This window comes from Mycetocola saprophilus, assembly GCF_000718085.1.
Taxonomy (GTDB): domain Bacteria; phylum Actinomycetota; class Actinomycetes; order Actinomycetales; family Microbacteriaceae; genus Mycetocola; species Mycetocola saprophilus.
The window spans coordinates 215,544-238,869 of the sequence record NZ_JOEC01000004.1; the positions used below are offsets into that span (position 1 = coordinate 215,544).

The window sequence follows — 23,326 nt, forward strand, 5'->3', positions numbered from 1 at the left end:
CGAACGCGGGCGGCTTCGGCCGCCCGCGTTTGTGGTTAGCGGGCCGAGTATCCGGCGCGGATCTCGGGACGGTGATCCGGCGTCGGGGCGGCGGCAATCTCCAGCTCCCAGCCGGGGCGGGCCCCGGTGAGCGCCCAGGCCGCCTGAACCGCGCCGCCGTCGGCCACGTATTCGCCGGGGGTCGGGATGACCACCGGCACATCGAAGACCTGCGCGGCAATCCGCTGGACCGCGACATTCTGCGCGGCCCCGCCGACCACCAGGATTCTCCGGGCCGTGACCCCCTGCTCGCGGGCGGCATCCAGCCCGTCGGCCAGACCGCACAGCAGGCCCTCGATCGCCGCGCGGGCGAGGTTTGGTCGCACCGTGGATCCCAGCGTCATCCCAAACAGGGTCGCGGTGGCGTCGGGCAGGTTCGGGGTGCGCTCGCCCTCGAAATAGGGCTGCAAGACCAGGCCGCCGGATCCCGGCTCGGCTTCGAGGGCCAGGCGGCCCAGCTCGGTGTGATCCACCCCGAGCAGCCCGGCAATCGCATCGAGGATGCGGGCCGCGTTGAGCGTGCACACCAGCGGCAGGAATTCCCCCGAGGCGGCGGCAAAACCCGCGACGGTCCCGGTGGGATCATTGGGCGAGGCCTCGGTCACCGCAAACACGGTCCCGCTGGTGCCGATCGAGACCACCACGTCGCCGCTCTGAGCCCCGAGACCGAGCCCCGCCGCCGCGTTGTCGCCGGCCCCACCGGCGACAACAATATGGTCGGCGATGCCCGCGGGATCGGCGGAGAGAGTGTCATCCAGCAGGCGGGCGTCGATTCCGGTGCCGGCGGCGGTGCCGGGGGCCACGATGGCGGGGAGGACCACGCCGGTGCCCGGGGTTCCGGCCACACGAGCCTGCACGCCCAGCGCCCGGGCGAACAGATCGAGGTCGTATTCGCCGGTGCGCGCCGACCAGTACGCGGTACCCGAGGCATCGGATACGTCGGTGCGCAGCTGCTCCAGGTCGGGCCCGAGCGGACTCTCGCCGACGGGACCGTATCCGCGCAGTCGCCAGGTCAGCCAGTCGTGGGGGAGCGCGACCGCGGCCACCCGGGCGGCATTCTCGGGCTCGGCATCGCGCAGCCAGCGCAGCTTGGTCGCGGTAAAGGAGGCTACCGGGACCACGCCCACCCGTTCGGCATAGACCTCGGCACCGACCTCCTCGATCAGGTCGAGGGCCGCCTGGGCGCTGCGGGTATCGTTCCAGAGCAGGGCGTCGCGGATGACCCGCCCCTCGGCATCCAGCACCACCATGCCGTGCTGCTGACCGGCCACCGAGATCGCCGCGACATCGCTCAGCCCGCCGGCCTCGGTGATCGCGGTTCCCAGCGCCTCCCACCAGGCGGCGGGATCCACCGCGGTGCCCTCGGGATGGGATGCTCGGCCCTGACGCACCAGGCGCCCGGTTGCGGCATCACGAATAACAATCTTGCAGCTCTGGGTGGACGAATCGACACCGGCAACGAGGCTCATGGGGGTCCTTAGATCGGTGATGGTGGGCGGGCTGCGTGGCACCCCACCCACCATCGAGACTACTGCGAGGGGTTAGGCGCGGAAGCCCAGCAGGTGCTCCACGGCCAGCTGCTGCAGGCGCACGAAGCCGTAGCCCTGACCGCCGAAGTAGCGCTCGGGGGTGAAGTCCTCGTAGGCGGACCGGTCGGCGATCAGATCGTTGTAGCTCTCGCCGGCGTTCAGGGTCGGCTCGGAGAGCTCGTTTACCCGGGCTGCGGCGAAGGCCGCCTGCACCTCGGGGTCGGCGCGGAAGGCCGCGGCGCGCTCCTTGAACATCAGGTAGTTGGCCATGTTGGCGGCCGCGGAGTCCCAGACCCCGGTGATGTCCTCGGTGCGGCTGGGCTTGTAGTCGAAGTGACGCGGACCGTCGTAGGCGGGGCCGCCGTTCGGACCGCCGTTTTCCAGCAGGTCCACCAGCGAGAACGCGTTCATCACGTCGCCGTGGCCAAACACCAGGTCCTGGTCGTACTTGATGCCGCGCTGGCCGTTGAGATCGATGTGGTACAGCTTGCCGTGCTCGATAGCCTGGGCGATACCCGCGGTGAAGTTCAGTCCGGCCATCTGCTCGTGACCCACCTCGGGGTTCACACCCACGAGTTCGGGGCGGTCCAGGGTGTTGATGAAGGCGAGGGCGTGGCCGAGGGTCGGCAGCAGGATGTCGCCGCGGGGCTCGTTGGGCTTGGGCTCGATCGCGAAGCGGATGTCATAACCCTTGTCGGTCACGTAGTCACCGAGCAGGTTGACGGCCTCGCGGTAGCGCTCGAGGGCCGCACCCACGTTCTTGGCGGAGTCGTACTCGCTGCCCTCGCGGCCACCCCACATGACGAAGGTCTTGGCGCCGAGCTCGGCGGCCAGGTCGAGGTTGCGCAGTACCTTGCGCAGCGCGAAACGGCGCACCTCGCGGTCGTTGGAGGTAAAGCCGCCGTCCTTGAAGACGGGGGCGGAGAAGAGGTTGGTGGTGACCATCGGCACCACGATGCCGGTGTCGGCGAGGGCCTGCTTGAGGCGGTCGATCTGCTTCTGGCGAGCGGCATCGCTCGATCCAAACGCGAAGAGGTCGTCGTCGTGGAAGGTCAGTCCGTACGCGCCGAGGTCGTTGAGGCGTTCGACGGCTTCAACCACGTCGAGGTCGGGACGGGTCGGGCCGCCGAACGGGTCGGTTCCGTTGTAACCGATGGTCCAGAGTCCGAAGGAAAACTTGTCGGCCTTGGTGGGCTTCATTGCCATGCTGGGTCCATTCATCGAGGGAGTTTGTTGCGTTGAAGGACATATTACGACGGAATTGTTGTTTGCGCCACCAAAAAGGGTTGATGGGATAGGATTCGGGAGAAACTAAGGGGAAACTGTGAAACCCACGGGGAGTAATCTCGACGCCGTCCGCCGCCACAACCTCGGTCGCATCCTCGACCTGGTGCACCGGCAGGGCGCGCTCTCGCGCTCGGTGCTGACGCGCGAAACCGGACTCAATCGCTCCACCATTGCCGCACTGGTGGCCGAGCTGGTCGCGCGCGGGCTCGTGGTGGAATCCAATCCGGACACCGAGGGGGTTGTGGGACGACCCTCGCCGGTGGTCTCCGCGAGCGACACCACGCTCATCCTCGCGGTCAACCCCGAGTTTGACGGGGTCACCGTGGCTGCGGTCACCCTGGGCGGCAGCGTTGTGGACCGCCTCCGTCGAGGATTCCGCTCGGGACCCAGCGTGGCCCGGGTGGTCACCGAAACCACGAACCTGGTGGCCGAACTTCGTGCTCGCCTGCCCGAGGGGGTGCAGATTGCCGGGATCGGTGTCGCCGTCCCCGCCCTGGTGCGCGCCTCGGATGGCATGGTCCGCCTGGCGCCCCGCCTGGGGTGGGTGGACGCGCCGCTCGCCGAGCTGCTGGCCGAGGCCACCGGGCTCCCGGTCACGGTGGATAACGATGCGAGCCTGGGTGCCCGCGCCGAGCGCTACTTCGGTGCCGGGCGCGGAATCGACGACCTGATCTACCTCAACGGTGGCGCCTCGGGAATCGGTGGCGGACTGGTCCTGGGGGGCCGTCCGATCCGCGGTGCCGGCGGCTATGCGGGGGAGTTTGGTCACACCTTCGGAACCGAGGGTGGGATCGCGCTGGAGCGGGCGGTGACCCGGGATGCCCTGGTGGCCGCGGTGGCGCCCGGTGCCGACATCGACGATGTCGAACTCGAGCGCCTGCTGGGGGAGGCCTCCGCCTCGATCACCGCGACACAGGCCGAGGTGCTGGGCCGCGCGCTCGCCGGGATGATCAACATCGTCAACCCCTCCCGCGTGGTCCTGGGTGGATTCCTGGGCATCATCGCCGCCCGCGAGCCCGAACTGCTTGCCGCCACGGTCGCCAAATTTGCCCTGGTTCCGCCGGGGGAGCAGGCCGAGATTGTGCGGGCCGAGCTCGGGGCCGACCTGCTGCTGATCGGGGCGGCCGAGCCGGTGATCGATCGCCTGATCGCCGATCCCGCGCAGATTCCGCTGCGCCAGGATCTAGGCGATGAGGCGGCTCCGGAAAAATAACTCACATAACGCCCGAACCGGCTTGGCCGCGGCGGGGGCGAGTCGATAGGGTTAATGGATTCATCGAATCGATTCGATACTTTCGACCGTCCATCCCCACAGCAAAGGACCCCGTGACCACCGTCGTACACCCTGGCGATGCGCTGAGCCGCCGCCAGCGTCTGGCCTACGTTTTCATCCTCGGAGCGCTGACCGCGCTCGGCCCCTTCACCATCGACCTCTACCTGCCCGCGTTCCCGACGATGCAGACCGACCTCGGGGTCAGCATGACCTCGATTCAGTTGACGCTCACCGGAACCACCGTGGGCTTTGCCATCGGCCAGCTGTTTATGGGGCCGTGGAGTGACCGGGTGGGCCGCCGCACCCCGCTGATGATCGCGACCGCCGTGCACGTGTTGGCCTCGCTGGGCTGCCTGTTTGCCCCGGACATCACGGTCCTGGCAATCTTCCGCGTGCTCCAGGGTGCCGGTGCCGCCGCGGGGGCCGTGGTCGCCACCGCAACCGTGCGCGACCTCTTTGGTGGCCGCCCGCTCGTGGTGATGCTCTCGCGTCTGGCCCTGGTGAATGGCATGGCGCCGATCCTCGCCCCGATGATCGGCGGTGCCCTGCTGCCGCTCATGCACTGGCGTGGGCTGTTTATCGTGCTGGCCCTCTACGGCGTGGGCGTGATGGTGGCCGTGACCCTGTGGATCGTCGAGACCCTGCCGCCCGAGCGCCGCCGTTCCTCGGGGTTCAAGGCGACCGTGCTGGGCTATCGCTCGGTGCTCTCCGACCGCATCTACGTGGGCGCGATCCTGATCGGAGCGCTGAGTTTCTCGGGCCTGTTCGCCTACCTCTCGGCCTCCTCGTTCCTCTTCCAAGACTTCTTCGGGCTGAGCTCGGCCGAGTACGGCGTCCTGTTTGCGATCAACTCGGTGGGGATCGTCGCCGGAGTGCAGATCTCCTCGCGTCTGATGCGCAAGATCGGTCCGCCCTGGGTGCTCGTGGGGTCCACCATCCTGCAGCTGTTCGCGGCGATCTCGATTATCATCATGGGCAACCTGGATTCGGGACTGCTCGGCATCGAGATTCCGCTGTTTATCTTCATCATGAGCTGTGGATTCGGCTTCCCGGCGGTGCAGGTCACCGCGCTGGCTCGGCACGGGGAGGCGGCGGGAACCGCGGCCTCGCTGATGGGTGCCGTGAACTTCGGCCTGGCCGGGATCCTCTCGCCGCTGGTGGGACTGTTCGGTGGCGACGGCCCGGCGATGGGCATGGTCATGGTGCTCACCTCGGTGGCCGCAATCATCCTGCTGTGGGCCGTGGTGCGCCCCAAGTCGGTCCCGGCGCTCACCGATTAGTCACCCGGTATTTCCCTCGGATTCATCCCTGGATAACATCTGAGTGCTAACCGGGGATGCCCGGTGCATGTCTTCGCCCCCGGCGCGTGGTTTTGTCCACGGCCGGGGGCTTCGGGCTAGCCTGAACGAATTATTCATTCGAGAAGGACGTGCCATGACAATCCGACAGCGACGAGCTCTGGGTATTACCGGAGTGGCACTCCTCGCGGCCTTCGCGATCATCCTGGTGCTTGTGGTCACCGGTGCCAGTACCGGATGGGATCGAGCCTGGATGCAGGACCTGCTGTCCTGGCGCGAGAGTAGCGCACTGGTTTCGGTATCGCTGTTCCTCAACGTGTTTGGCAGCGGGGTGATCGGGACCTACGTGTTGCCGCTGCTGATTTCGGGGTTGCTGTGGTGGCGTCGCGGACTGCGCACGGGCCTGTTCTTCCTGATCACCTCGCTGGTGAGCGCCCTGCTGGTGCAGCTGGTGAAGAAGATTATTGAGCGTCCCCGGCCCGAGGTGCTCATGGTCCCCGCCGATCACGGATCCTTCCCCTCGGGGCATACGGCGAACGCCGCAACCATGATGATCGCGTTGGCCCTGATCTTTGGTCGCTGGTGGATCGCCTGGATCGGTACGATATACGTGGTGATCATGGCGCTCTCCCGCAACCTGCTGGGCGCGCACTGGTTCACCGACACCCTGGCCGGAGCATCGCTCGGCGCGGGTGTGGCCCTGCTGGCCTGGCTCGTCTTCTTCCGCCCCGAGCGCGGGAAACACGCCACCCGGCTTTCTCGCTGATCCCCCTCGAACGGAGCCCCGCATGTCGGTCGCCACCCACCCCATTGCCGAACCGTTCTTCCTGGACTGCGACACCGGTATCGATGACTGCCTGGCCATCGCCTATCTCATCGGTCGCGGGGTCAACCTGGTTGGCGTGGGCACCGTGAGTGGCAACACCAGCGCCGCCGAGGCCGCCGAGAACACCGCGCGCTTCCTCGGGGCGCTCGGGCGCACCGACATTCCGATCGCCGTCGGGGCGCACCACCCGCTGGACGGGGTCTTTGCCGGAACCGTGGCGTTTGTTCACGGAGAGAACGGGATCGGCGACGTGGATCTGCCCGCCGTGGACGCCACCCGCGTCGACACCTCGGCCGCGCAGCTCCTGGTGGACCTGGCCCGGCAGAACCCCGGCACCCTGAAGGTCCTGGCAATCGGCCCGCTGACCAACCTGGCGATCGCCTTCGCGCTGGAGCCGCGCCTGCCCGAGCTGATCGGTGAGCTCACCATCATGGGTGGTGCGGCCCTCGCCCCGGGTAACGCAACCGCCGCCGCCGAGGCCAACATCTATAAGGACCCGGTCGCCGCCCACACGGTGCTGACCTCGGGATTCAACACGATCCTGGTGCCGCTGGACGTGACCATGGAGCACACGGTGGGAGCCGCCGAGCAGGCACGCCTGTCGGCCTCGACCCAGCCGGGCCTGCGGGCGCTCGGTGCGATGCTGGATACCTACCTGGACTTCTACATCGGCGTCTACGGGGAGCGTCGCGCCTCGCTGCACGACCCGCTGGCCGCCGCGATCGCCACCGGAGACGTCTCGCTGAGCCTGGCCCCCGAGGCCTCCGTCGTGGTGGAGACCGGCCGCGGCCCCGCCCGCGGACAGACGGTTGTTGACCTGCGCGGTCGCTATCGGAACTATGCCCTCTCGGTCAGCGCCGGCGCGCTCAGCCGCGTGGTTCTCGAGGTTCCCGCGGATGCCGCCGACACCATCATGACCGTGATCGAGCGGATCGACGCCCCGGCCGCCCCCGCGGCCTAACGCGCGGTCCGTTTGCCTTCCCGGCACCCCACCCGATCGGTGGGGTGCTGCCCGAAATGGGGCGACATCGGTTACTGATTGACCCGTGACAGCGCGCATGGGAATCGTTATGCTCATGCCATGAGCGCAGATGCCACCAATTCCGAATCCGTAGGAACACCCGCAGACGCACCGACCGCCGCCGCGCCCCAGGACGCAGCGGCGCTGGCCGAGGCTGCCCGGCGCGCTCAGGAGGAGGCCACCGCCGCGGTTGCCCGGGCGCAGGAGGCCCTGGCGGCGCTCGCCGCGGCCAACGCGCAGGTGCCGCCCGCCGCCCCCGCCGAGGCGACAACCCCTGCGGCCCCTGCTGAAGCTGCAACCCCGGCTGCTCCTGCCGAAGCCGCAACCCCGGCTGCTCCTGCCGAGCCGTCCGCCACCCCCGTGCCAGCCGCCTCCGCCCCCGCGCCCGGTGCCCCGCTGAACGCCGAACAGGCGGGCGTGATCCGCGCCGGCTACACGCTCGAGGGCGCGGCGCTGGAGGTGGGTGCGCTGATGAATGGCGAACCGGACCCAACCGTGCAGGTGCGCATTCCGCTGGCCATGATGAACCGGCACGGCCTGGTTGCCGGTGCCACCGGTACCGGCAAAACCCGCACGCTGCAGGGTCTCGCCGAGCAGCTCAGCGCGCACGGGGTCCCGGTCTTCGCCGCCGATATCAAGGGCGACCTCTCGGGGGTCGCGACCCCGGGGGAGGGCAACGAAAAACTCCTCAAGCGCACCTCGGCCCTGGGCCAGGACTGGACTCCGGCCAGCTTCCCGGTGGAGTACTTCTCCCTCGGTGGTGTGGGGACCGGGGTACCGATCCGCGCAACCATCGCCGGGTTCGGTCCCACCCTGCTCTCCAAGGTCCTCGGGCTGAACGCCACCCAGGAGTCGAGCCTCGGCCTGGTTTTCCACTATGCGGACAAGGCGGGCCTGGCGCTGCTGGACCTCTCCGATCTGCGGGCGGTCCTCACCTTCCTGGCAAGTGACGAGGGCAAGGCCGAGCTCAAGGACCTCGGTGGGCTCTCGGCGGCGACCGTCGGGGTGATCCTGCGCGAGCTGATCACCTTCGCCGACCGCGGTGCCGATCGATTCTTCGGCGAGCCCGAGATCGACGCCGCCGAATTCCTGCGCACCGCGGCCGATGGTCGTGGGATCATCTCGCTGCTGGAGGTGCCCGGGGTGCAGGATCAGCCGGCCCTCTACTCCACGTTCCTCATGTGGCTGCTCGCCGAGCTGTTCCACACCCTGCCCGAGGTGGGGGACCTCGACAAGCCCAAGCTGGTGTTCTTCTTTGACGAGGCGCACCTGCTCTTCACCGATGCCTCCAAGGACTTCCTCGCCCAGGTGGTGCAGACGGTCAGGCTGATCCGCTCCAAGGGCGTGGGCATCTTCTTTGTGACCCAGACCCCCAAGGACGTGCCCGCCGACGTCCTCGCCCAGCTGGGTTCCCGGGTACAGCACGCGTTGCGCGCCTTCACCCCCGACGATGCCAAGGCGCTCAAGGCCACCGTCTCGACCTACCCCAAATCCGGCTACAACCTCGCCGAGGTTCTTCAGGCCATGGGAACCGGTGAGGCCGTCGTGACCGTGATGAACGAGAAGGGGGCACCCTCGCCGGTGGCCTGGACCCGGCTGCGCGCCCCGCAGGGCCGGATGGATCCCACCCCGATGCCGCAGATCGAGGCGGCGATCGCCGCGTCCCCGTTGCTGGCGAAGTACGGCACCGCGGTGGATCGCGAGTCGGCGCGCGAGATCCTGACCGCGCGCCTGGACGCCGCGCACGCGGCGGCCGAGGCCACCCAGGCGGCGGCGGATCAGGCCAAGATCGACGCCGAATACGCCAAGCAGCAGGCGGCCCTGGATAAGGCCCAGGAGGCGGCCCGCAAGAAGGCCGACGCCGAATACGAACGGCTCCTGAAAAAGACCGCCGGTACCGGGCGATCGACCAAGTCCAGCTCGCAGAAGAGCGTGCTGGAGGAGGTGCTGGGATCCAAGGCGACCAAGAGCATCCTGACCGGCGTGGTCGAGGGGATCTTCGGTACCCGGCGTCGCCGCTAACCGTCGATCCGAAGGCGGCCACCCGGCACTGTCCGGGTTGGCCGCCTTTCTGCCGTGTCAAAATTCGGCATAATTCTGCGGTATTTTGCTAATCCGCACACCCGTCTGACTTAAATAATTTAGGGAAGCCTAAACTAAATTCTGGATGAACACTCATCCACACCGAAGACGAGGTGGGCGCGCGGTGAGGCAGGATTTGGCGTGCGCGCACCTCCCGGAACCCCTGGGAGAGAACTTCACAATGCACAGCACCCGTTTGACGGCGGCGCTCGCCACGGCCGCCCTGTCCGCACTGATTCTGACCGGCTGCGCAGCCGGTGCCGGGGAGGCCGGTGCCGGATCCTCGGCGCCCGCTGCCTCCACCGTCACGATCGACGACAATTTTGGGTCGATCGAGGTGCCGGTCAAACCCGGCCGGGTGGTGGCCCTGGACAACACCGTGTTCCAGACGCTGAGCGACTGGAACATCGACCTCGTGGCGGCCCCCAAGGGCGTGATGGGTACGGCCTGGCCGAAGTGGGTGGACAACAAGAAGGTTCTCGATATCGGTGACCACCGCGAGCCCGATCTGGAGAAGATTGTTGAGGCCGATCCCGATCTGGTCATCGGCGGCTATCGGTTTGGGAGCTACTACGACGAGATCAAGAAGCTGGCTCCGAACACCATCGAGATCAATCCGCGCAAGGACCAGGACGTGATCTCCGAGCTCAAGCGGCAGACCGACATTCTGGGCACCATCTTTGACCGCAAGACCGACGCGGCCGCGCTCACCGGGGCGCTCGACACGTCGATCGCCGAGGCGAAATCGGCCTACGACGGCACCGGCACGGTGCTGGCCCTGATCGTCTCGGGTGGGAAGATCGGATACGTCGCCCCGGTTACCGGACGCAGCCTGGGACTGCTGTACCCGACGCTGGGTCTGACCCCCGCGATCGATCAGGCGGCCGAGAACACTTCGCACGGCGATGACCTCGGCCCCGAGGCGATTGCCGCCGCCAACCCCGACTGGATCGTGGTGCTGGATCGCGATGGTGGCTTCGGCGAGGAGGGGTACGTGCCGGCCAAGGACGTGCTGCAAAACGCCGAGGCCCTGAAGAACGTGACCGCGGTGCAGAAGTCGCAGGTGGTGTACGCCGATCCGTCCTTCTACCTGGACGAGGGAATCCAGTCCTATACCCGGCTCTTTAGCGACCTCGGCAGCGCCTTCGCCGCGGCGAAGTGACCCGGCTCGCTCCGGAAGCCGCCCCGCCTCGACGCCGAACCCGAATCGGCGTCCGGGGCGGGGTCGCCCTGGGCGCGGCAACCGTCCTGGTTGCCGCGCTCGTCGTGGTATCGCTCAACGTCGGGGTCTATGACATTTCGGGGGATGAGTTCGGGCCCGAAATGTTCTGGATTTCCCGGGTTCCTCGCACGGCCGCGCTGGTGCTCGCCGGTGCGGCCATGGCCGTGTCGGGCCTGATTATGCAGATGATTACCCGCAACCGGTTTGTGGAACCGGGCACCACCGGAACCTCCGAGTGGGCGGCGCTGGGACTGCTGCTGGTCACGCTGTGGGTCCCTCGCGCATCACTGGGGACCAAGATGGTGGTGGCCAGCGTGGCCGCGTTCGTGGGTGCCCTGATCTTCCTGGCGATCCTGCAGCGCATCGCGCTCACCTCCTCGCTGATCGTGCCGCTGGTGGGCATCATGCTCGGGGCGGTGGTGGCGGCCTTTACCACCTACCTGGCGGTGAGCACGAATCTGCTGCAGATGCTGGGAACCTGGTTTATGGGCAGCTTCACCGGGGTCGTTCGGGGGCGCTATGAGGTGCTGTGGATCGTGGGAATCATCGTGATCCTCGCCTATCTGGTGGCCGACCGGTTGACGGTGGCGGGCCTGGGACGCGACATCGCAACCAGCGTGGGGCTCAACTATGTGCGCACGCTGATCCTGGGCACCAGCCTGGTCGCTGTGGCCACCGGGGTGACCACCGTGGTGGTCGGGTTCCTGCCGTTTCTGGGACTGATCGTGCCAAATGTGGTGTCGATGATCCGCGGCGATAACCTGCGCTCGAACATTCCCTGGGTCTGCCTCGGGGGAATCGCAATTCTGATGGTGTGCGACATTCTGGGGCGGCTGATCCGAATGCCGTTTGAGATCCCCGCCTCGATGATCCTCGGAGTCGTGGGTTCCGCGGTGTTTATCGCGCTGGTGCTGGGAATGAGGCGTCGTGGCTGAGACCAAAACGGTTTCGCGGGGCACTCGACGAGCCCCGCGCGTGTGGGTACGCCTGGTGATCCTCGGATCGATCGCGCTGGTGTGTGCGCTGGGTGTGCTCACCTGGGGGATCGCGCCCGAGCCCGGCAGCCGGGGGTTCTGGCTCGTGGTTTCGCGTCGGGGCATCACCGTGGCCACGATGATCGTGGTGGCCGCCGCCCAGTCGGTGGCCACGGTGCTGTTCCACACGGCCACCAGTAATCGCATCCTCACCCCCTCAATCATGGGGTTTGAGGCGCTATACGTGGTGATGCAGACCGCGCTGGTGTTCTTCTGGGGAGCGCAGAGCCTGGCGGCCACCGACGGGCTGCTCAAGGTTGCGATCCAGAGTGCCCTGATGGTTGCCTTCGCGACCCTGCTCTATCGCTGGCTGTTCTCGGGGCGGCTGGGAAACCTGCACACGATGCTGCTGGTCGGGGTGATCCTGGGCATGGGATTCGCCTCGGTCTCCACGTTTATGCAGCGGATGCTGACCCCGAGCGAGTTTGACGTGCTTTCGGCCCGACTGTTTGGCAACATGTCCAACTCCAACCCCGAATATATCCCCTGGGCCACGCTGGTGATCGGGGCGGTGATCGTGGTGGTGTGGACCCGGCGGCATCGGCTGGACGTGCTGGCTCTCGGTCGGGAGACCGCCACCAACCTCGGACTGAACTTCCGCGGCGAGGTGACCGGACTGCTGGTGATCGTCGCGATCCTGATCTCGATCTCGACCACGATGGTGGGTCCGCTGACCTTCTTCGGCTTCATCGTGGCGACCCTCGCCTATCAGCTCACCGGATCCTCGGCACACTCGCGGGTGTTGCCGTTTGCCTTCCTGCTGGGCCTCGTGACGCTGCTCGGCGGCTACTTTATCCTCCGCCATATTTTTTCTGCCGCCGGGGTGCTCTCGGTGATTATCGAGTTTGTCGGCGGGCTGTTTTTCCTGATCTATCTGCTACGAAAGGGGCGTTTATGATCACGCTGAGTAACGTGTCCAAGAGCTATGCGGGCAAGCGGGTGCTGGGCCCGATCTCGCTCGAGCTGCCGGCGGGCGGGATCACCGCGCTGGTGGGGCCCAACGGCGCGGGGAAGTCCACGCTGCTGACGATCATGGGCAGGCTGTTGGAGCCCGATTCCGGGACCGTCGTGGTGGGGGAGGCGAATGTGGCGACCACCCCGAGCCGCGAGCTGGCGAAGGTGCTCTCGATCCTGCGGCAGGAAAACCACTTCATCACCCGGCTGACGGTGGCCCAGCTGGTGGCATTTGGCCGGTTTCCGCACTCGCGCGGACGCCTGACCGCCGCGGATCAGGCCCATGTGGAAAACGCGCTGGAGTTTTTGAGCCTCACCGATCTCCGTGACCGCTTCCTGGATGAGCTCTCGGGTGGGCAGCGGCAGCGTGCGTATGTGGCGATGGTCCTGGCCCAGGACACCCGCTATATCCTCCTGGATGAGCCGCTCAACAATCTTGATATCCACCACGCGGTGGGGATGATGCGTCAGCTGCGTCGGGCCGCCGATGAGCTGGGTAAAACCTTCGTGATCGTGATCCACGACATCAACTTTGCATCGGCGTATGCCGACCGCATCGTGGCCCTGCGCGATGGTGAGCTGGTGATGGCCGGAACCCCGGATGAAACCATGCGCGATGAGGTGCTGGGCGCGCTCTTTGATACCGAGGTCCGGGTCCGTCACGACGGCGCCTATCCGCTGGCCGTGTATTACCGCTAGGTGAGGGGCCGCTAGGAGAGGGGTCGCTAGGCGAGGCGGAACGGACTTCTCTCGTACCAGTACAGCAGGTCCGCATGGTTGCGCTGGAGCTCATCCAGGGTGAAGGGATGCGTGGGTCTCGTGCACTCCCCGGGGAGCGCGGCGGAGAATCTGTTGATCTTGCCGCGGGACCAGTATTCGCCACGCATCCGGCAGAAAATGCGATTCTCGGTGTCGAGGACAAACAGCTGCGGGGTGGGACGGGAGGAGAGGGAGCGGTGAAGGTCCAGGACGACGTGGCTGCCGATCCGCTCGGTGGGAAGGAAACTGACCCGGCCGAGGAAGCCGCGCTCGTGCAGGCCGTCGGCATCCAGCCAGATGGTGGTGCGGGCATAGCGGATGCCGGCCAGCGCGCCGACCAGGAGGAGGCCGAGGTGCACCAGCAGGACGGCCGTCAGCTCACCCGAGTCGCCGGTGAGCCCGTAGAGCAAAATGAAAAACGGCAGCATCACCACGGCATACACCAGGTAGGCGCGCCAAAATGCCCGGCGGTCCGGGTGGCCCACCAGGGGGAGCGTGGCGTGCTCGGGCATAGTTCTCCGTTCTCTGCCCTCACCCTAGCCGTTTCGTGCGCTCCCTGGGAACCTCGGATCAGCGGGGTTTGACCGCCTGTAGGGTGTAGCTCAGCGGAAGCCGCTCGGGATGCTCATCGAGTACCCATTCGCCGCCGTCGATCGTGTGCATCCGGCCCGGGATCGCATTCCAGGGGACGCTGCGGTGTTCCTCGAAGGCGGTGAGGGTGAGCCCCTCGGCCAGGAGGGCACCGATAATCTCGCCCAGCCCGTGGTTCCAATCGTGGGAGAGGGGCGCGCTGACCTTCGCCTCGGTGTTCACATAGGTTGAGTCCTCATTCCATACGTTGGGTTCGGGCTGCTCAAAATAGGGGAAGCCCAGCACCAGGCCCTCGGTGCGGGTCTCGTCGATGGACCACAGCATCGGGTGACCCTCACGAATGAACAGCCGCCCACCCGGTGCCAGCAGGGTCGCGACCGTGTGGGCCCAGGCCCGCACATCGGGCAGCCAGCACAGCGCCCCGATCCCCGTATAGACGAGGTCAAAGCTTCCGGGTTCGAGGACTTCGGGGGCCAGGTAGACGTCGGATTCAACAAAGGAGACGTCGCCGCCGGCGCGCTCGGCGATCTCGCGGGCCCCGGCGATCGAGGCCGGAGACAGATCCAGTCCGGTCACCGGTGCCGCGCCGAGTCGGGCAAGTGAGAGGGTATCGGTGCCGATGTGGCACTGCAGGTGCGCGGTGCGCAGCCCGGTGATGTCCCCCAGGCGCTCGCGATCAAAGGCGACCACATCGGAGATGCGGGCCGGGTCGTTGATGAGCGCGTCCACCGCATAGTCGGGGGATCCGAGGTGCAGCGGGGCGCGGGCATCCCAGTTGGCACGATTCACATCGCGGGAGATCTCGGGCAGGGGAGAACGGGTGGGATCGGACATGCGGGCTCCTTGCGTGCTGGCGGGCGTGTGCTCGATGGCCGAGCCTTCCAGGCTAGCGGAGGGGGAGGGGATCCGCGAGTGAAGGAGGCGTTATCCAATCTTCGGATTTGCGGGCCGGGACGAGACCCGCGAGAAACCTAGGAACCCGAGCCCTCCCGGGCACGCTGGGTGAAGGTACCGGCGGTGACGGCGGCAAAGGACCGGGCGAGGATGTCCTCGAGGACCGGCAAATCGATCCGATCCAGGTGCGAAATATACAGACACCCCACGCCGGTCTTATGCGGGCCGAGGCCCGCGAGCTCGGTGGCATAGGTGTCGATTCCGTCGGGCAGATAGATCACGCTGGCGGTGGCCCGGGGCGCGAATCCGGCGGCGGGGGCGGTCCCCGAGTGGCCGCTGGCATAGCGGTAGTGGTACTCACCGAATCCGATAATGCCCTTCCAGAGGGTCGGCTCCAGCCCGGTGATCTCGCGCAGAATCTCGATCAGGCTCAGCGCATCCGCGCGCCGGCCGGCGTGGGTGACGCTCTCGATACGCTCGGCGACGTCGGGGGAAAGGTGCGGGGTCATCGGGTTCCTCTCGTCCGGGTATGGGAGACAGCCTATGCGAGAGGCTTCGCGCATCACCAGCACCGTCTGGGTGGAGGGTTACCGTGTGTACCCACTGAGATGGGTAATGACGCGGTGGCGTCGGAGCGTTTCCCCCTCTTCGATGAGGTGCGCCCGTTCGATGAGCGTGGGCAGATCAATGAGTCGGTGCATGATCAACGCATCGACGAAGGCGACATCTTTTTCTCGCCCCGCGATCAGCTTGCTAATGGCAAGGTCATGGGGTTCGAGGAAGTGAGGGTGAGACGGGCGCGAAGATTGGAGGTCCCAGGTCACCAGTCGATCTTTCCACCCGACGGGTAGTACCGCAGTCTCGATATGGATGCCCTCGGCATAAAACCCATTCATGCTGTGGAAATCGCTAAATTCTCCGATGGCCCCTTCGACCCGATCGGCTTTCACCCTCCCCGGATCGTCGAGAAATGCGATATCGGCTTCGATCGAGGCCGTGGCTTCATCTGGCAGATCGTCCTCATCAAAGGTTCCGAGGATCGCCTGCGAGCCGATGACGAGGATGTCTTGGTCTTGGCCGATTCGGGAGGCCGCGCGAAGCACATGCGCGAGTTGGAGGCGGTTCATGCCACCGATGCCTCTTCGGGTTGAGCACGATACGCCGTGAAATTGCGCAACACCTGCGCGCGCTGACTGTCGGTGAGCACACCAGAAAATGGACTGTTTTGTCGTAGCTCGATCGAGCGTCGATCCCGTCCAATCAGCGTCCCACGGGTCGCATCGATTCCGTGGTCGAGGATTTCCTGCCACTGTGCGAGATATCCCGCGCTCATCCCGCCATCTCGGTGCACACCCGCCCAGCGTCGAAGATTGCCGCGGGCGATGCCGACCACTCTCGGCGGGTCCAGGATCAGCTGGCCAAGCACCGCCTCATGTAGCCAGAGCGAACGCTCCTCATCCGGTGTGAGACTGTTTTTCAGGCGCTCGATGTCGCTGGGCCTAATCCGGCGGTGTTTGCCGACGCGCGTGAATGGAAGTTCGCCGCGCTCGCAGAGGTCGACAATGTGCTGGCGCGATACGCCGAGCCGTTCGGCGGCGACTCCGGTAGTGATCAGCGACTCGTTCATGCCGTCCACTCTACGGATAAACGCCAAAAACACAATAGATAACGGAAGTCTCGCTTCTGCGCGGAACGAGGCGCCGCGGCGACACGATCGGATCGCGTTCGATTTGTTTTCACGGTTGATGTTCAGCAAGCGTAAAAGCGGGATGACGGGGCGTCGTTTCACCGCCGGCGGGGTCGTCTCCGGGCCGGGGTTCACCGAGAATTTGCGACGGCGGTGGTGGCGGTGCCGGGTGGGCCTGCCGAGGCACGCGGCCCCACAAACGCGAAAATCCCCTGGATAACCAGGGGATTTTCGATGGCGGAGAATGGGGGATTCGAACCCCCGAGGGCTGTAACACCCAACACGCTTTCCAAGCGTGCGCCATAGGCCACTAGGCGAATTCTCCAACTGCATTGCGCGAGGCAACGTGAACATCTTACCCAGAAGGTGGGCGCAGTTCCTAACTGAGCGCGTCGGGCGCGCCGGATCCGACAGTCGGGCATCGTTCAACACCCCCGGGCCTGTTGCCCAAATGTGATCCGGGATAAAATCGGGTAAGCTAACAGATGACTCCTCGCGTGGCGTCATCCAGGCCAACTCCCCCAGGACAGAAATGTAGCAAGGGTAACCAGGCTCTGGCGGGTGCGCGAGGGGTCGTTTGCTTTCCGGGGAGCTATCCGCCGCCCGGAAGGTAAGAGGAACACCCACCCGTACGGAGCGTAATGGCGCAGAGTATCTATATCACCGCGGCCGAAGGCCACACCGGAAAATCTACGGTTGCACTGGGGGTTCTTGACGCGCTGAGCAGGCGCGTGCCCCGTGTCGGAATTTTCCGTCCAATCGTCCGCATCGATGAGGACAGCGATCGAGACTATGTGCTCGAGCTGCTCGTCAACCACGAAAGCGTGTCGCTCGACTACGACGACTGCGTGGGCGTGACCTATGAAGACGTTCACCGCGACCCCGACGAGGCGCTCGCCAACATCGTCGCCCGCTATAAGGCCGTCGAGGCCCTGTGCGACGCCGTCGTGGTGCTCGGCTCGGACTATACCGACGTCGCCGGCCCCGCCGAGTTTGGTTTTAACGCGCGCATCGCCGCGAACCTCGGTGTCCCGGTCCTGCTGGTCCTCGGTGGCCGAGAGGGCCCGGGCACCGGAGAAGAACTGGGTCTGTCGGCTGCCCGTGAGCCCGATGACATGCGTCAGGTCATGGAGCAGGCCATCCAGGAGCTGCACAGCGAACACGCCCACCTGCTGGCCGTGGTGGCCAACCGCGCCGAGGCCGCGCGCTCGGCCGAGATCGTCGAGGCGATCGAGAGTGCGCTGCCCGAGAGCGTGGGCCCGCGCGTCCCGGTGTGGGCGATCCCCGAGGACCCGTTCCTCGTCGCGCCCAGCATGCAGTCCATCCTGAATGCCGTGGACGGCACCATGATCTCCGGCGACAGTGCGCTGCTGCGGCGCGAGGCGCTCGGCGTGGTGCTCGCCGCGATGTCGATGGAAAACGTGCTGCCGCGTCTGACCGAGGGTGCCGTCGTGATGGTCCCCGGCGACCGCAGCGACGTACTCCTGGCCGTGCTGCTCGCCCATGCTTCGGATAACTTCCCGTCGATCTCGGGCATCATCCTGAACGGTGGATTCGAGCTTCCAGAACCCGTGCAGCGCCTGCTGAACGGTCTGAAGTCGGTCACCCCGATCATCGCGACCGAGTACGGCAGCTACCAGACGGCCGTGCGGATCACCCGCACCCGTGGTCGCCTGGCCGCCGAATCTCCGCGGAAGTACGACTCGGCGCTGGCCCTGTTCGAGCAGAACGTCGAGGTGGATCGCCTCCTCGACCTGCTGCAGGTTTCCACCACCGGCGTGGTCACCCCGCTGATGTTTGAGTACGGCCTGATCGAGCGTGCCCGCCAGGCTCGCCGCCACATCGTGCTGCCCGAGGGTGGGGACGACCGCATTCTGCGCGCCGCCCACATTCTGCTGGCCCGCGAGGTTGCCCGGATCACGATCCTGGGTGAGCCGTTCGAGGTGCGCTCGCGGGCGATCGAGCTGGGTCTGGACATCTCGCGCGCCGAGGTACTCTCCCCGTTTGATCCGGTCCTCACCATCCGTTTTGCCGAGGAGTATGCGCGCCTGCGCGCCCACCGCGGCATGACCGTGGAAAAGGCCCGCGAGGTGGTCAACGACGTGTCCTACTTCGGCACGCTGATGGTCCACCTGGGCCTGGCCGACGGCATGGTCTCGGGTGCCGCGCACACCACCGCGCACACGATCCGTCCGGGCTTTGAGATCATCAAGACCCGTCCGGGTGTGAACGTGGTTTCCAGCGTGTTCCTGATGGCCCTCGCCGACCGCGTGCTGGTTTACGGTGACTGTGCCGTGATCCCCGACCCCGATTCGCCGCAGCTCGCCGACATCGCGATCTCCTCGGCCGAAACCGCGACCCAGTTTGGTGTGGCACCGAAGATCGCGATGCTCTCCTACTCCACCGGAACCTCGGGTTCGGGTGCGGACGTGGAGAAGGTGCGTGCGGCCACCGAGCTGGTGCGCGAGCGTCGCCCCGACCTCGAGGTGGAGGGGCCGATTCAGTACGATGCCGCCGCCGATGCCGCGGTTGCCGCGGCCAAGCTGCCGGAGTCCAAGGTTGCCGGTCGGGCCACCGTGTTTGTGTTCCCGGACCTCAACACCGGTAACAACACCTATAAGGCCGTGCAGCGTTCTGCGGGTGCGGTTGCCATCGGACCGGTCCTGCAGGGACTGAATAAGCCGATTAATGATCTGTCCCGTGGAGCCCTGGTCCAGGACATTGTGAACACCGTAGCAATCACCGCCATTCAGGCGGGTGCCGCGGCCACGAACGAGCAGTAAGGAACACCATGTCCGCGGTTTTGGTAGTGAACTCCGGGTCCTCTTCGCTGAAGTATCAGCTGATTGAGATGACCGGCGAGCAGGTTCTCGCCTCCGGCTTGATCGAGCGGATCGGCGAAGACGTCGGGGTGGTTAACCACCGCAACGTCGAGGCCGACCCCGACAACCCGATCGTCTCCGAGGAGCCGATCAAGAACCACGTCGACGCCTTTGCGGTGATGCTGGCTCGGTTCGCCGAGCACGGACCGTCGATGGAGGAGCACCCGGTGCTCGCCGTCGGCCACCGCGTGGTGCACGGCGGCAAGCGCTTCTTCGAGGCGACCCGGATCACCGATCTGGTGAAGATCAACATTCAGGATCTGGCCGAGCTGGCCCCGCTGCACAACCCGGCGAACCTCGACGGAATCGTCGCGGCCGAGCGGGCCTTCCCGAGCGTCCCGCACGTGGCGATCTTCGACACCGCCTTCCACTCGACCCTGCCCGAAAAGGCCTACCGGTATGCGATCGACCGCGAGCTGGCCGACCGCCACCGCGTGCGTCGCTACGGGTTCCACGGCACCTCGCACCAGTTTGTGTCGCGGGCCGCGGCCGAGTTCCTCGGTAAGGATGTGACCGAGCTCAACCAGATCATCCTGCACCTGGGAAACGGTGCCTCGGCCACCGCCGTGCGCGGAGGCGAATCCGTGGACACCTCGATGGGCTTCACCCCGCTGGAGGGCCTGGTCATGGGCACCCGCAGCGGTGACGTGGACCCCGCGGTGCTGGTGCACCTGCAGCGGGTGGCCGGGCTGTCGGCCGCGGAGATCGACACCCTGCTCAACCGCAAGAGCGGACTGCTGGGCCTTGCCGGTGCCGCCGATATGCGCGACCTGCAGGCGCGTGCCAACGACGGCGACGAGATCGCCATCACCGCCCTGGACGTGTACAACCACCGCCTGCGCGGCTACGTGGGAAAGTACTATGTCGACCTCGGGCGCGTGGACACTATCGTGTTTACCGCCGGGGTGGGCGAGAACAGCCCGCAGGTGCGCGAGCGTGCGCTGGCCGGGCTCGAGCGCCTGGGCATCAAGATCGATCCGGCCCGGAACGCGGGCCGCGGCGGTCCGAAGATCATCTCCACCGATGACTCCGAGGTGACCGTGCTCGTGGTGCCGACCAACGAGGAGCTGGAGATCGCCCGCCAGACCCTGGCCGCAATCGAGGGCTAGTCCGCTTAAAACGCCGAGGCCGCGGAGGGGAAACCCTCCGCGGCCTCGGCGTTTTGGCCAGCTAGGAGGCCGGGGCGGTGCCGGTTTTCCGGATCCGGGTGCTGCCCGAGGCGCGGGTGCGCGGACGGGAGGCGAGCGTGGGGGTGGGGACGAGCTCGCGCTCCTCCTCGGCCGGCGCGTCCGTCTTCTTCGGGTCCCGATCGCCCGTGGGGGCCTTCTTCCGCGTGGACTTGCCGGTCTTCACCGGCTTGTCTGACGAGCCCTCGGACTCCGCGTCGCGCGGGGCATCCGGGCCCTCCACCTCGCTGCGAGCCTCGCGATAGCCGCCGTGGATTCGATCCAGCAGACCCTTCCAGGTGCGGTCGCGGATGAAGATGAAGTCGATCGCGATCATCGTGAGCGAGAACCAGGGCAGACCCATGGTGACACCGATGCCGATGTGGAAGCTCATGATCGCGATCAGCGCGATGATCCGGGTCGGGCGGGTGAGCAGCATCAGCGGGAAGCACATCTGCATGATCATCGATCCCACGGTGAGGAACGCCACCAGCGGGGCCCAGGTGGTGATCAGCTCGGTCAGGAACGGCCAGGTTCCAAACCGCTCGGTGGAGAGCGGATTGTAGATCGCGTACCCGCCGGACCAGGGGGTGCCACCGGCCTTATAGAGCGCGCCGGACACGTACACAAACGACACCTGCGCGGTCAGGATCACCAGGACCAGGTTGTGGAACAGGTTGCTGATCTCGCGCGGCAGAATCCGTTGGGTACCGTTCTTTCTGCGGCGGCGAGCATCCAGGGACCAGCGTCCCGAGACATCGGCAAACAGGAAGAAGAACAGGGCGATGCGGTACATGTTGTCACCCTGGTCGCCGATCATGTCGTTGGCCTCGATGAAGCTGACCCACAGCACAAAGTAGATCGGCAGCACGATCTTGGTGCGCCAGCCCAGGATCACCAGGACCGCGAGCAGCATCAGCAGAACGTACAGCGCCGTGTAGGCGGCATCGTTGGTGATCGCATTGTGGAACGAGCTGAAGATCCAGATCTTCGGGAAGTCGCTCTTGATGTTGGCAACCTCATCGTTCCACACCGAACCCGAAGCGAATGAGTACAGGCGGGTGCGGAAGTTTGTCAGCAGCAGGCCGAGGCCCGTGACGCCGAAGACGATGCGGGACACCGAGATGCCGTAGCGGGCCTTCTTGGAATCCAGCAGCCAGGATTCGGCGAAGTTCCATCCGCGAACCGGGAGGGAAATCAGCAGCTTCCAGCCGTCACGGATCAGACCCGCAAGCATGGTGCCGATGGTGCGCAGCCACTGCTGCGGGCTCAGGCGAACCTTGTCGCTCATTTGTTGATCCCCTCATACTGAGCGCGGAAAATGTCGCCGAAGGCCTGATCGGACTGGCCCTCCTTGGTCAGGTCGGCCCGCCAGCCGATATCGGCGATCTGTGCGGCGGGACGCTTGGCGTCGGGATTATTGCGTTCGGCAAACGGGATGACGTTGGTACGGCTCACCCGGAACTGCACCCGGTCCGGGGTGCCCCACAGCGCGGTGGCGACCTGGGTCGCATAGGCGCGGGCCATCCGGTCGGCGAAGAGATAGTTGTTGACGGCGACGTTCTGGCCGCCCCCACCGAGTGCCTCGCTCATCCGAGCCTCGGAGTCGTCGCCCTTGAAGTAGCCCAGGGCCACGATCTTGCGCTGCTCGTCGGTCAGCGCGTCGTAGCGCCCCTTGACGGTGCTGGCAAGCTCGCTGGTCTGGATACCGGCGCGCGGGGGGAACAGGTTGTTGCGGATCATCGAGAGTTCCACGGCGGTGGCATCCACCCAGTCGTGGAGCTCGGGTTCGCCGCCATCCTTGGAGGCCCAGGCGCGAACTTCAAACTTATAGTCGCCATTGATCGGCTCGGGAGCAAAGACGCTCCAGGACTGGCCGAACATGGGGATCATGTAGCTGGTGAGCGCGTTGCCGGGGACAACATCGCGCAGGGGGGTGGGCGGGGCTATCCAGAGGAACGAGGCGAGGATGTGCCAGCCGGTGAAGAGAAGGGCCACAACGGTGACGATGCGGATACCAAGGGAACGGGGAGATCGAGTTTTTTTACCCATGGCTGGAAGCCTTTCGAGAAAACCTCGTGCCGACCGGGAGCCCGGCCGGCACGAGGGGGAGAGCCGGTGCCGGGACACGCAGCGTGTCCCGGCACCGGCGGGGGAAACTAGTCGGAAACCTCCTGTTCCCGACGGTCACGGGTGCGCACCTGGTGGGTCAGCAGCGCGGCACCGAGCAGGAGCACGAGGGTCGCGCCACTGATCAGGAACCACGGTACGTCGTTACCGGTGCCCGGGAGCCAACCGCCAGAAACGGTGGTCGGCTTGCCCGATGCGGTGGAGGTACCGGCGTTCGCGGCGGTGGTGCCGTTCGCGCTGGTTCCGCTGGCTGCGGATCCTCCGGCCGATGCGTTGCCGTTCGCCGCGGCCTGAGCCTGGGCCGAGGCGGCGGTCTGCGGGTCAGCGGCGGCGGTCGGTGCGTTCGCTGCCGCGTTGCCGTTCGGCGAGGCGTTTGCTGCCGGAGATGCGTTGGCAGATGCGGATGCCTCAGCGTTGGCGGTTGCATTCGCATTGGTGTTGGTGGTTGCTCCCGCGCGGGAGTCCGCGGCTGCGGATGCCTCAGTGTTGGCAGTTGCAGTTGCAGTTGCAGTTGCAGTTGCCGTTGCGTTAGCTTCGGCGGTGGCCTCTGCCGCCGGGTCGGCGGTGGCCGTTCCGTTGGCTGCGGCGGTGCTGGATGCGGTGGTCGAGGCGTCTGCGATGGCGGCGGAGTTTGCCGCTGCCGATGCGTTGC

21 protein-coding genes, 1 tRNA gene and 1 other RNA gene are annotated in these 23,326 nt (G+C 66.3%); 12 read left to right on the forward strand and 11 right to left on the reverse strand.

The genetic code is table 11. From position 1 onward, the window contains the following. Positions 1 to 35: 35 nt before the first annotated feature. Entirely contained in the window at positions 36 to 1,508 is a 1,473-nt protein-coding gene (gene xylB, locus IE92_RS0114955; protein WP_030149309.1) for a xylulokinase, read from the reverse strand. A gap of 72 nt (positions 1,509 to 1,580) precedes the next feature. Then, entirely contained in the window at positions 1,581 to 2,774 is a 1,194-nt protein-coding gene (gene xylA, locus IE92_RS0114960) for a xylose isomerase (RefSeq protein WP_030149310.1), read from the reverse strand. Positions 2,775 to 2,892: 118 nt separating this feature from the next. On the opposite strand from xylA, the gene IE92_RS0114965 reads away from it, so the two are divergent. The 9 genes from IE92_RS0114965 (at position 2,893) to IE92_RS0115005 (ending at position 13,264) form a co-directional block, all read left to right on the forward strand. Then, a complete protein-coding gene (locus IE92_RS0114965) occupies positions 2,893 to 4,068 on the forward strand; it encodes an ROK family transcriptional regulator (RefSeq protein WP_081864177.1) in 1,176 nt (391 codons plus the stop codon). A gap of 113 nt (positions 4,069 to 4,181) precedes the next feature. Beyond that, a complete protein-coding gene (locus IE92_RS0114970; protein WP_030149312.1) occupies positions 4,182 to 5,408 on the forward strand; it encodes a multidrug effflux MFS transporter in 1,227 nt (408 codons plus the stop codon). A 154-nt stretch (positions 5,409 to 5,562) separates the two neighbouring features. Continuing rightward, positions 5,563 to 6,192, forward strand: a complete 630-nt coding sequence (locus IE92_RS0114975) for a phosphatase PAP2 family protein (protein ID WP_162178519.1) — start codon at positions 5,563 to 5,565, stop codon at positions 6,190 to 6,192. A gap of 22 nt (positions 6,193 to 6,214) precedes the next feature. Next, positions 6,215 to 7,213: a nucleoside hydrolase gene (locus IE92_RS0114980; RefSeq protein WP_030149314.1), complete on the forward strand. Its 999-nt coding sequence runs from the start codon at positions 6,215 to 6,217 to the stop codon at positions 7,211 to 7,213. A gap of 120 nt (positions 7,214 to 7,333) precedes the next feature. After that, positions 7,334 to 9,295 (forward strand): helicase HerA-like domain-containing protein, encoded by a 1,962-nt coding sequence (locus IE92_RS0114985; RefSeq protein ID WP_081864179.1) that lies wholly within the window; start codon positions 7,334 to 7,336, stop codon positions 9,293 to 9,295. A 241-nt stretch (positions 9,296 to 9,536) separates the two neighbouring features. Beyond that, positions 9,537 to 10,517, forward strand: a complete 981-nt coding sequence (locus IE92_RS0114990; RefSeq protein ID WP_030149316.1) for a siderophore ABC transporter substrate-binding protein — start codon at positions 9,537 to 9,539, stop codon at positions 10,515 to 10,517. After that, positions 10,514 to 11,512, forward strand: a complete 999-nt coding sequence (locus IE92_RS0114995; protein ID WP_030149317.1) for an ABC transporter permease — start codon at positions 10,514 to 10,516, stop codon at positions 11,510 to 11,512. The genes IE92_RS0114990 and IE92_RS0114995 overlap by 4 nt, the downstream gene beginning before the upstream one ends. Next, the gene (locus IE92_RS0115000) at positions 11,505 to 12,509 is read left to right on the forward strand and encodes an iron chelate uptake ABC transporter family permease subunit (protein ID WP_030149318.1); all 1,005 of its coding nucleotides are present in this window, start codon (positions 11,505 to 11,507) and stop codon (positions 12,507 to 12,509) included. Before IE92_RS0114995 ends, IE92_RS0115000 begins: the two co-directional genes overlap by 8 nt. Continuing rightward, on the forward strand, positions 12,506 to 13,264 hold the full coding sequence (locus IE92_RS0115005; protein WP_030149319.1) for an iron ABC transporter ATP-binding protein: 759 nt from the start codon (positions 12,506 to 12,508) through the stop codon (positions 13,262 to 13,264). The genes IE92_RS0115000 and IE92_RS0115005 overlap by 4 nt, the downstream gene beginning before the upstream one ends. 26 nt (positions 13,265 to 13,290) lie before the next feature. Here IE92_RS0115005 and IE92_RS0115010 read toward each other — a convergent pair whose 3' ends face one another. From IE92_RS0115010 to IE92_RS0115035, 6 genes are all read right to left on the reverse strand, one after another. Continuing rightward, positions 13,291 to 13,836: a hypothetical protein gene (locus IE92_RS0115010; RefSeq protein WP_030149320.1), complete on the reverse strand. Its 546-nt coding sequence runs from the start codon at positions 13,834 to 13,836 to the stop codon at positions 13,291 to 13,293. 58 nt (positions 13,837 to 13,894) lie between these two features. After that, positions 13,895 to 14,749: a class I SAM-dependent methyltransferase gene (locus IE92_RS0115015; protein WP_051702014.1), complete on the reverse strand. Its 855-nt coding sequence runs from the start codon at positions 14,747 to 14,749 to the stop codon at positions 13,895 to 13,897. A gap of 137 nt (positions 14,750 to 14,886) precedes the next feature. Further along, positions 14,887 to 15,318, reverse strand: coding sequence for a DUF1801 domain-containing protein (locus IE92_RS0115020; RefSeq protein WP_043322272.1), 432 nt, complete (start codon positions 15,316 to 15,318; stop codon positions 14,887 to 14,889). A gap of 78 nt (positions 15,319 to 15,396) precedes the next feature. Beyond that, positions 15,397 to 15,936: a DUF6036 family nucleotidyltransferase gene (locus tag IE92_RS0115025; protein ID WP_051702015.1), complete on the reverse strand. Its 540-nt coding sequence runs from the start codon at positions 15,934 to 15,936 to the stop codon at positions 15,397 to 15,399. After that, positions 15,933 to 16,436 (reverse strand): helix-turn-helix domain-containing protein, encoded by a 504-nt coding sequence (locus IE92_RS0115030; RefSeq protein WP_030149324.1) that lies wholly within the window; start codon positions 16,434 to 16,436, stop codon positions 15,933 to 15,935. Before IE92_RS0115030 ends, IE92_RS0115025 begins: the two co-directional genes overlap by 4 nt. 295 nt (positions 16,437 to 16,731) lie before the next feature. Further along, positions 16,732 to 16,821: transfer RNA gene (locus IE92_RS0115035), tRNA-Ser, on the reverse strand. 159 nt (positions 16,822 to 16,980) lie between these two features. Here IE92_RS0115035 and ffs point away from each other — a divergent pair. The 3 genes from ffs to IE92_RS0115045 all read left to right on the forward strand — a co-directional run bounded on the left by ffs (position 16,981) and on the right by IE92_RS0115045 (position 20,487). Then, an RNA gene (gene ffs, locus IE92_RS18000) (signal recognition particle sRNA small type) lies at positions 16,981 to 17,077 on the forward strand. Positions 17,078 to 17,137: 60 nt separating this feature from the next. Then, entirely contained in the window at positions 17,138 to 19,279 is a 2,142-nt protein-coding gene (gene pta / locus IE92_RS0115040) for a phosphate acetyltransferase (protein ID WP_030149325.1), read from the forward strand. Between the two features lie 8 nt (positions 19,280 to 19,287). Next, positions 19,288 to 20,487, forward strand: a complete 1,200-nt coding sequence (locus IE92_RS0115045) for an acetate/propionate family kinase (RefSeq protein ID WP_030149326.1) — start codon at positions 19,288 to 19,290, stop codon at positions 20,485 to 20,487. Positions 20,488 to 20,548: 61 nt separating this feature from the next. Here IE92_RS0115045 and IE92_RS0115050 read toward each other — a convergent pair whose 3' ends face one another. The 3 genes from IE92_RS0115050 to IE92_RS18580 all read right to left on the reverse strand — a co-directional run. Beyond that, positions 20,549 to 21,835 carry an HTTM domain-containing protein gene (locus tag IE92_RS0115050; protein ID WP_156027609.1) on the reverse strand — a complete coding sequence of 429 codons (1,287 nt, stop codon included), beginning with the start codon at positions 21,833 to 21,835 and terminating at the stop codon, positions 20,549 to 20,551. After that, entirely contained in the window at positions 21,832 to 22,596 is a 765-nt protein-coding gene (locus IE92_RS0115055) for a DUF5819 family protein (RefSeq protein ID WP_030149328.1), read from the reverse strand. Before IE92_RS0115055 ends, IE92_RS0115050 begins: the two co-directional genes overlap by 4 nt. A 107-nt stretch (positions 22,597 to 22,703) precedes the next feature. Further along, positions 22,704 to 23,326, reverse strand: a 623-nt coding sequence (locus tag IE92_RS18580; protein WP_030149329.1) for a hypothetical protein, incomplete at its 5' end; no start/stop codon positions are given.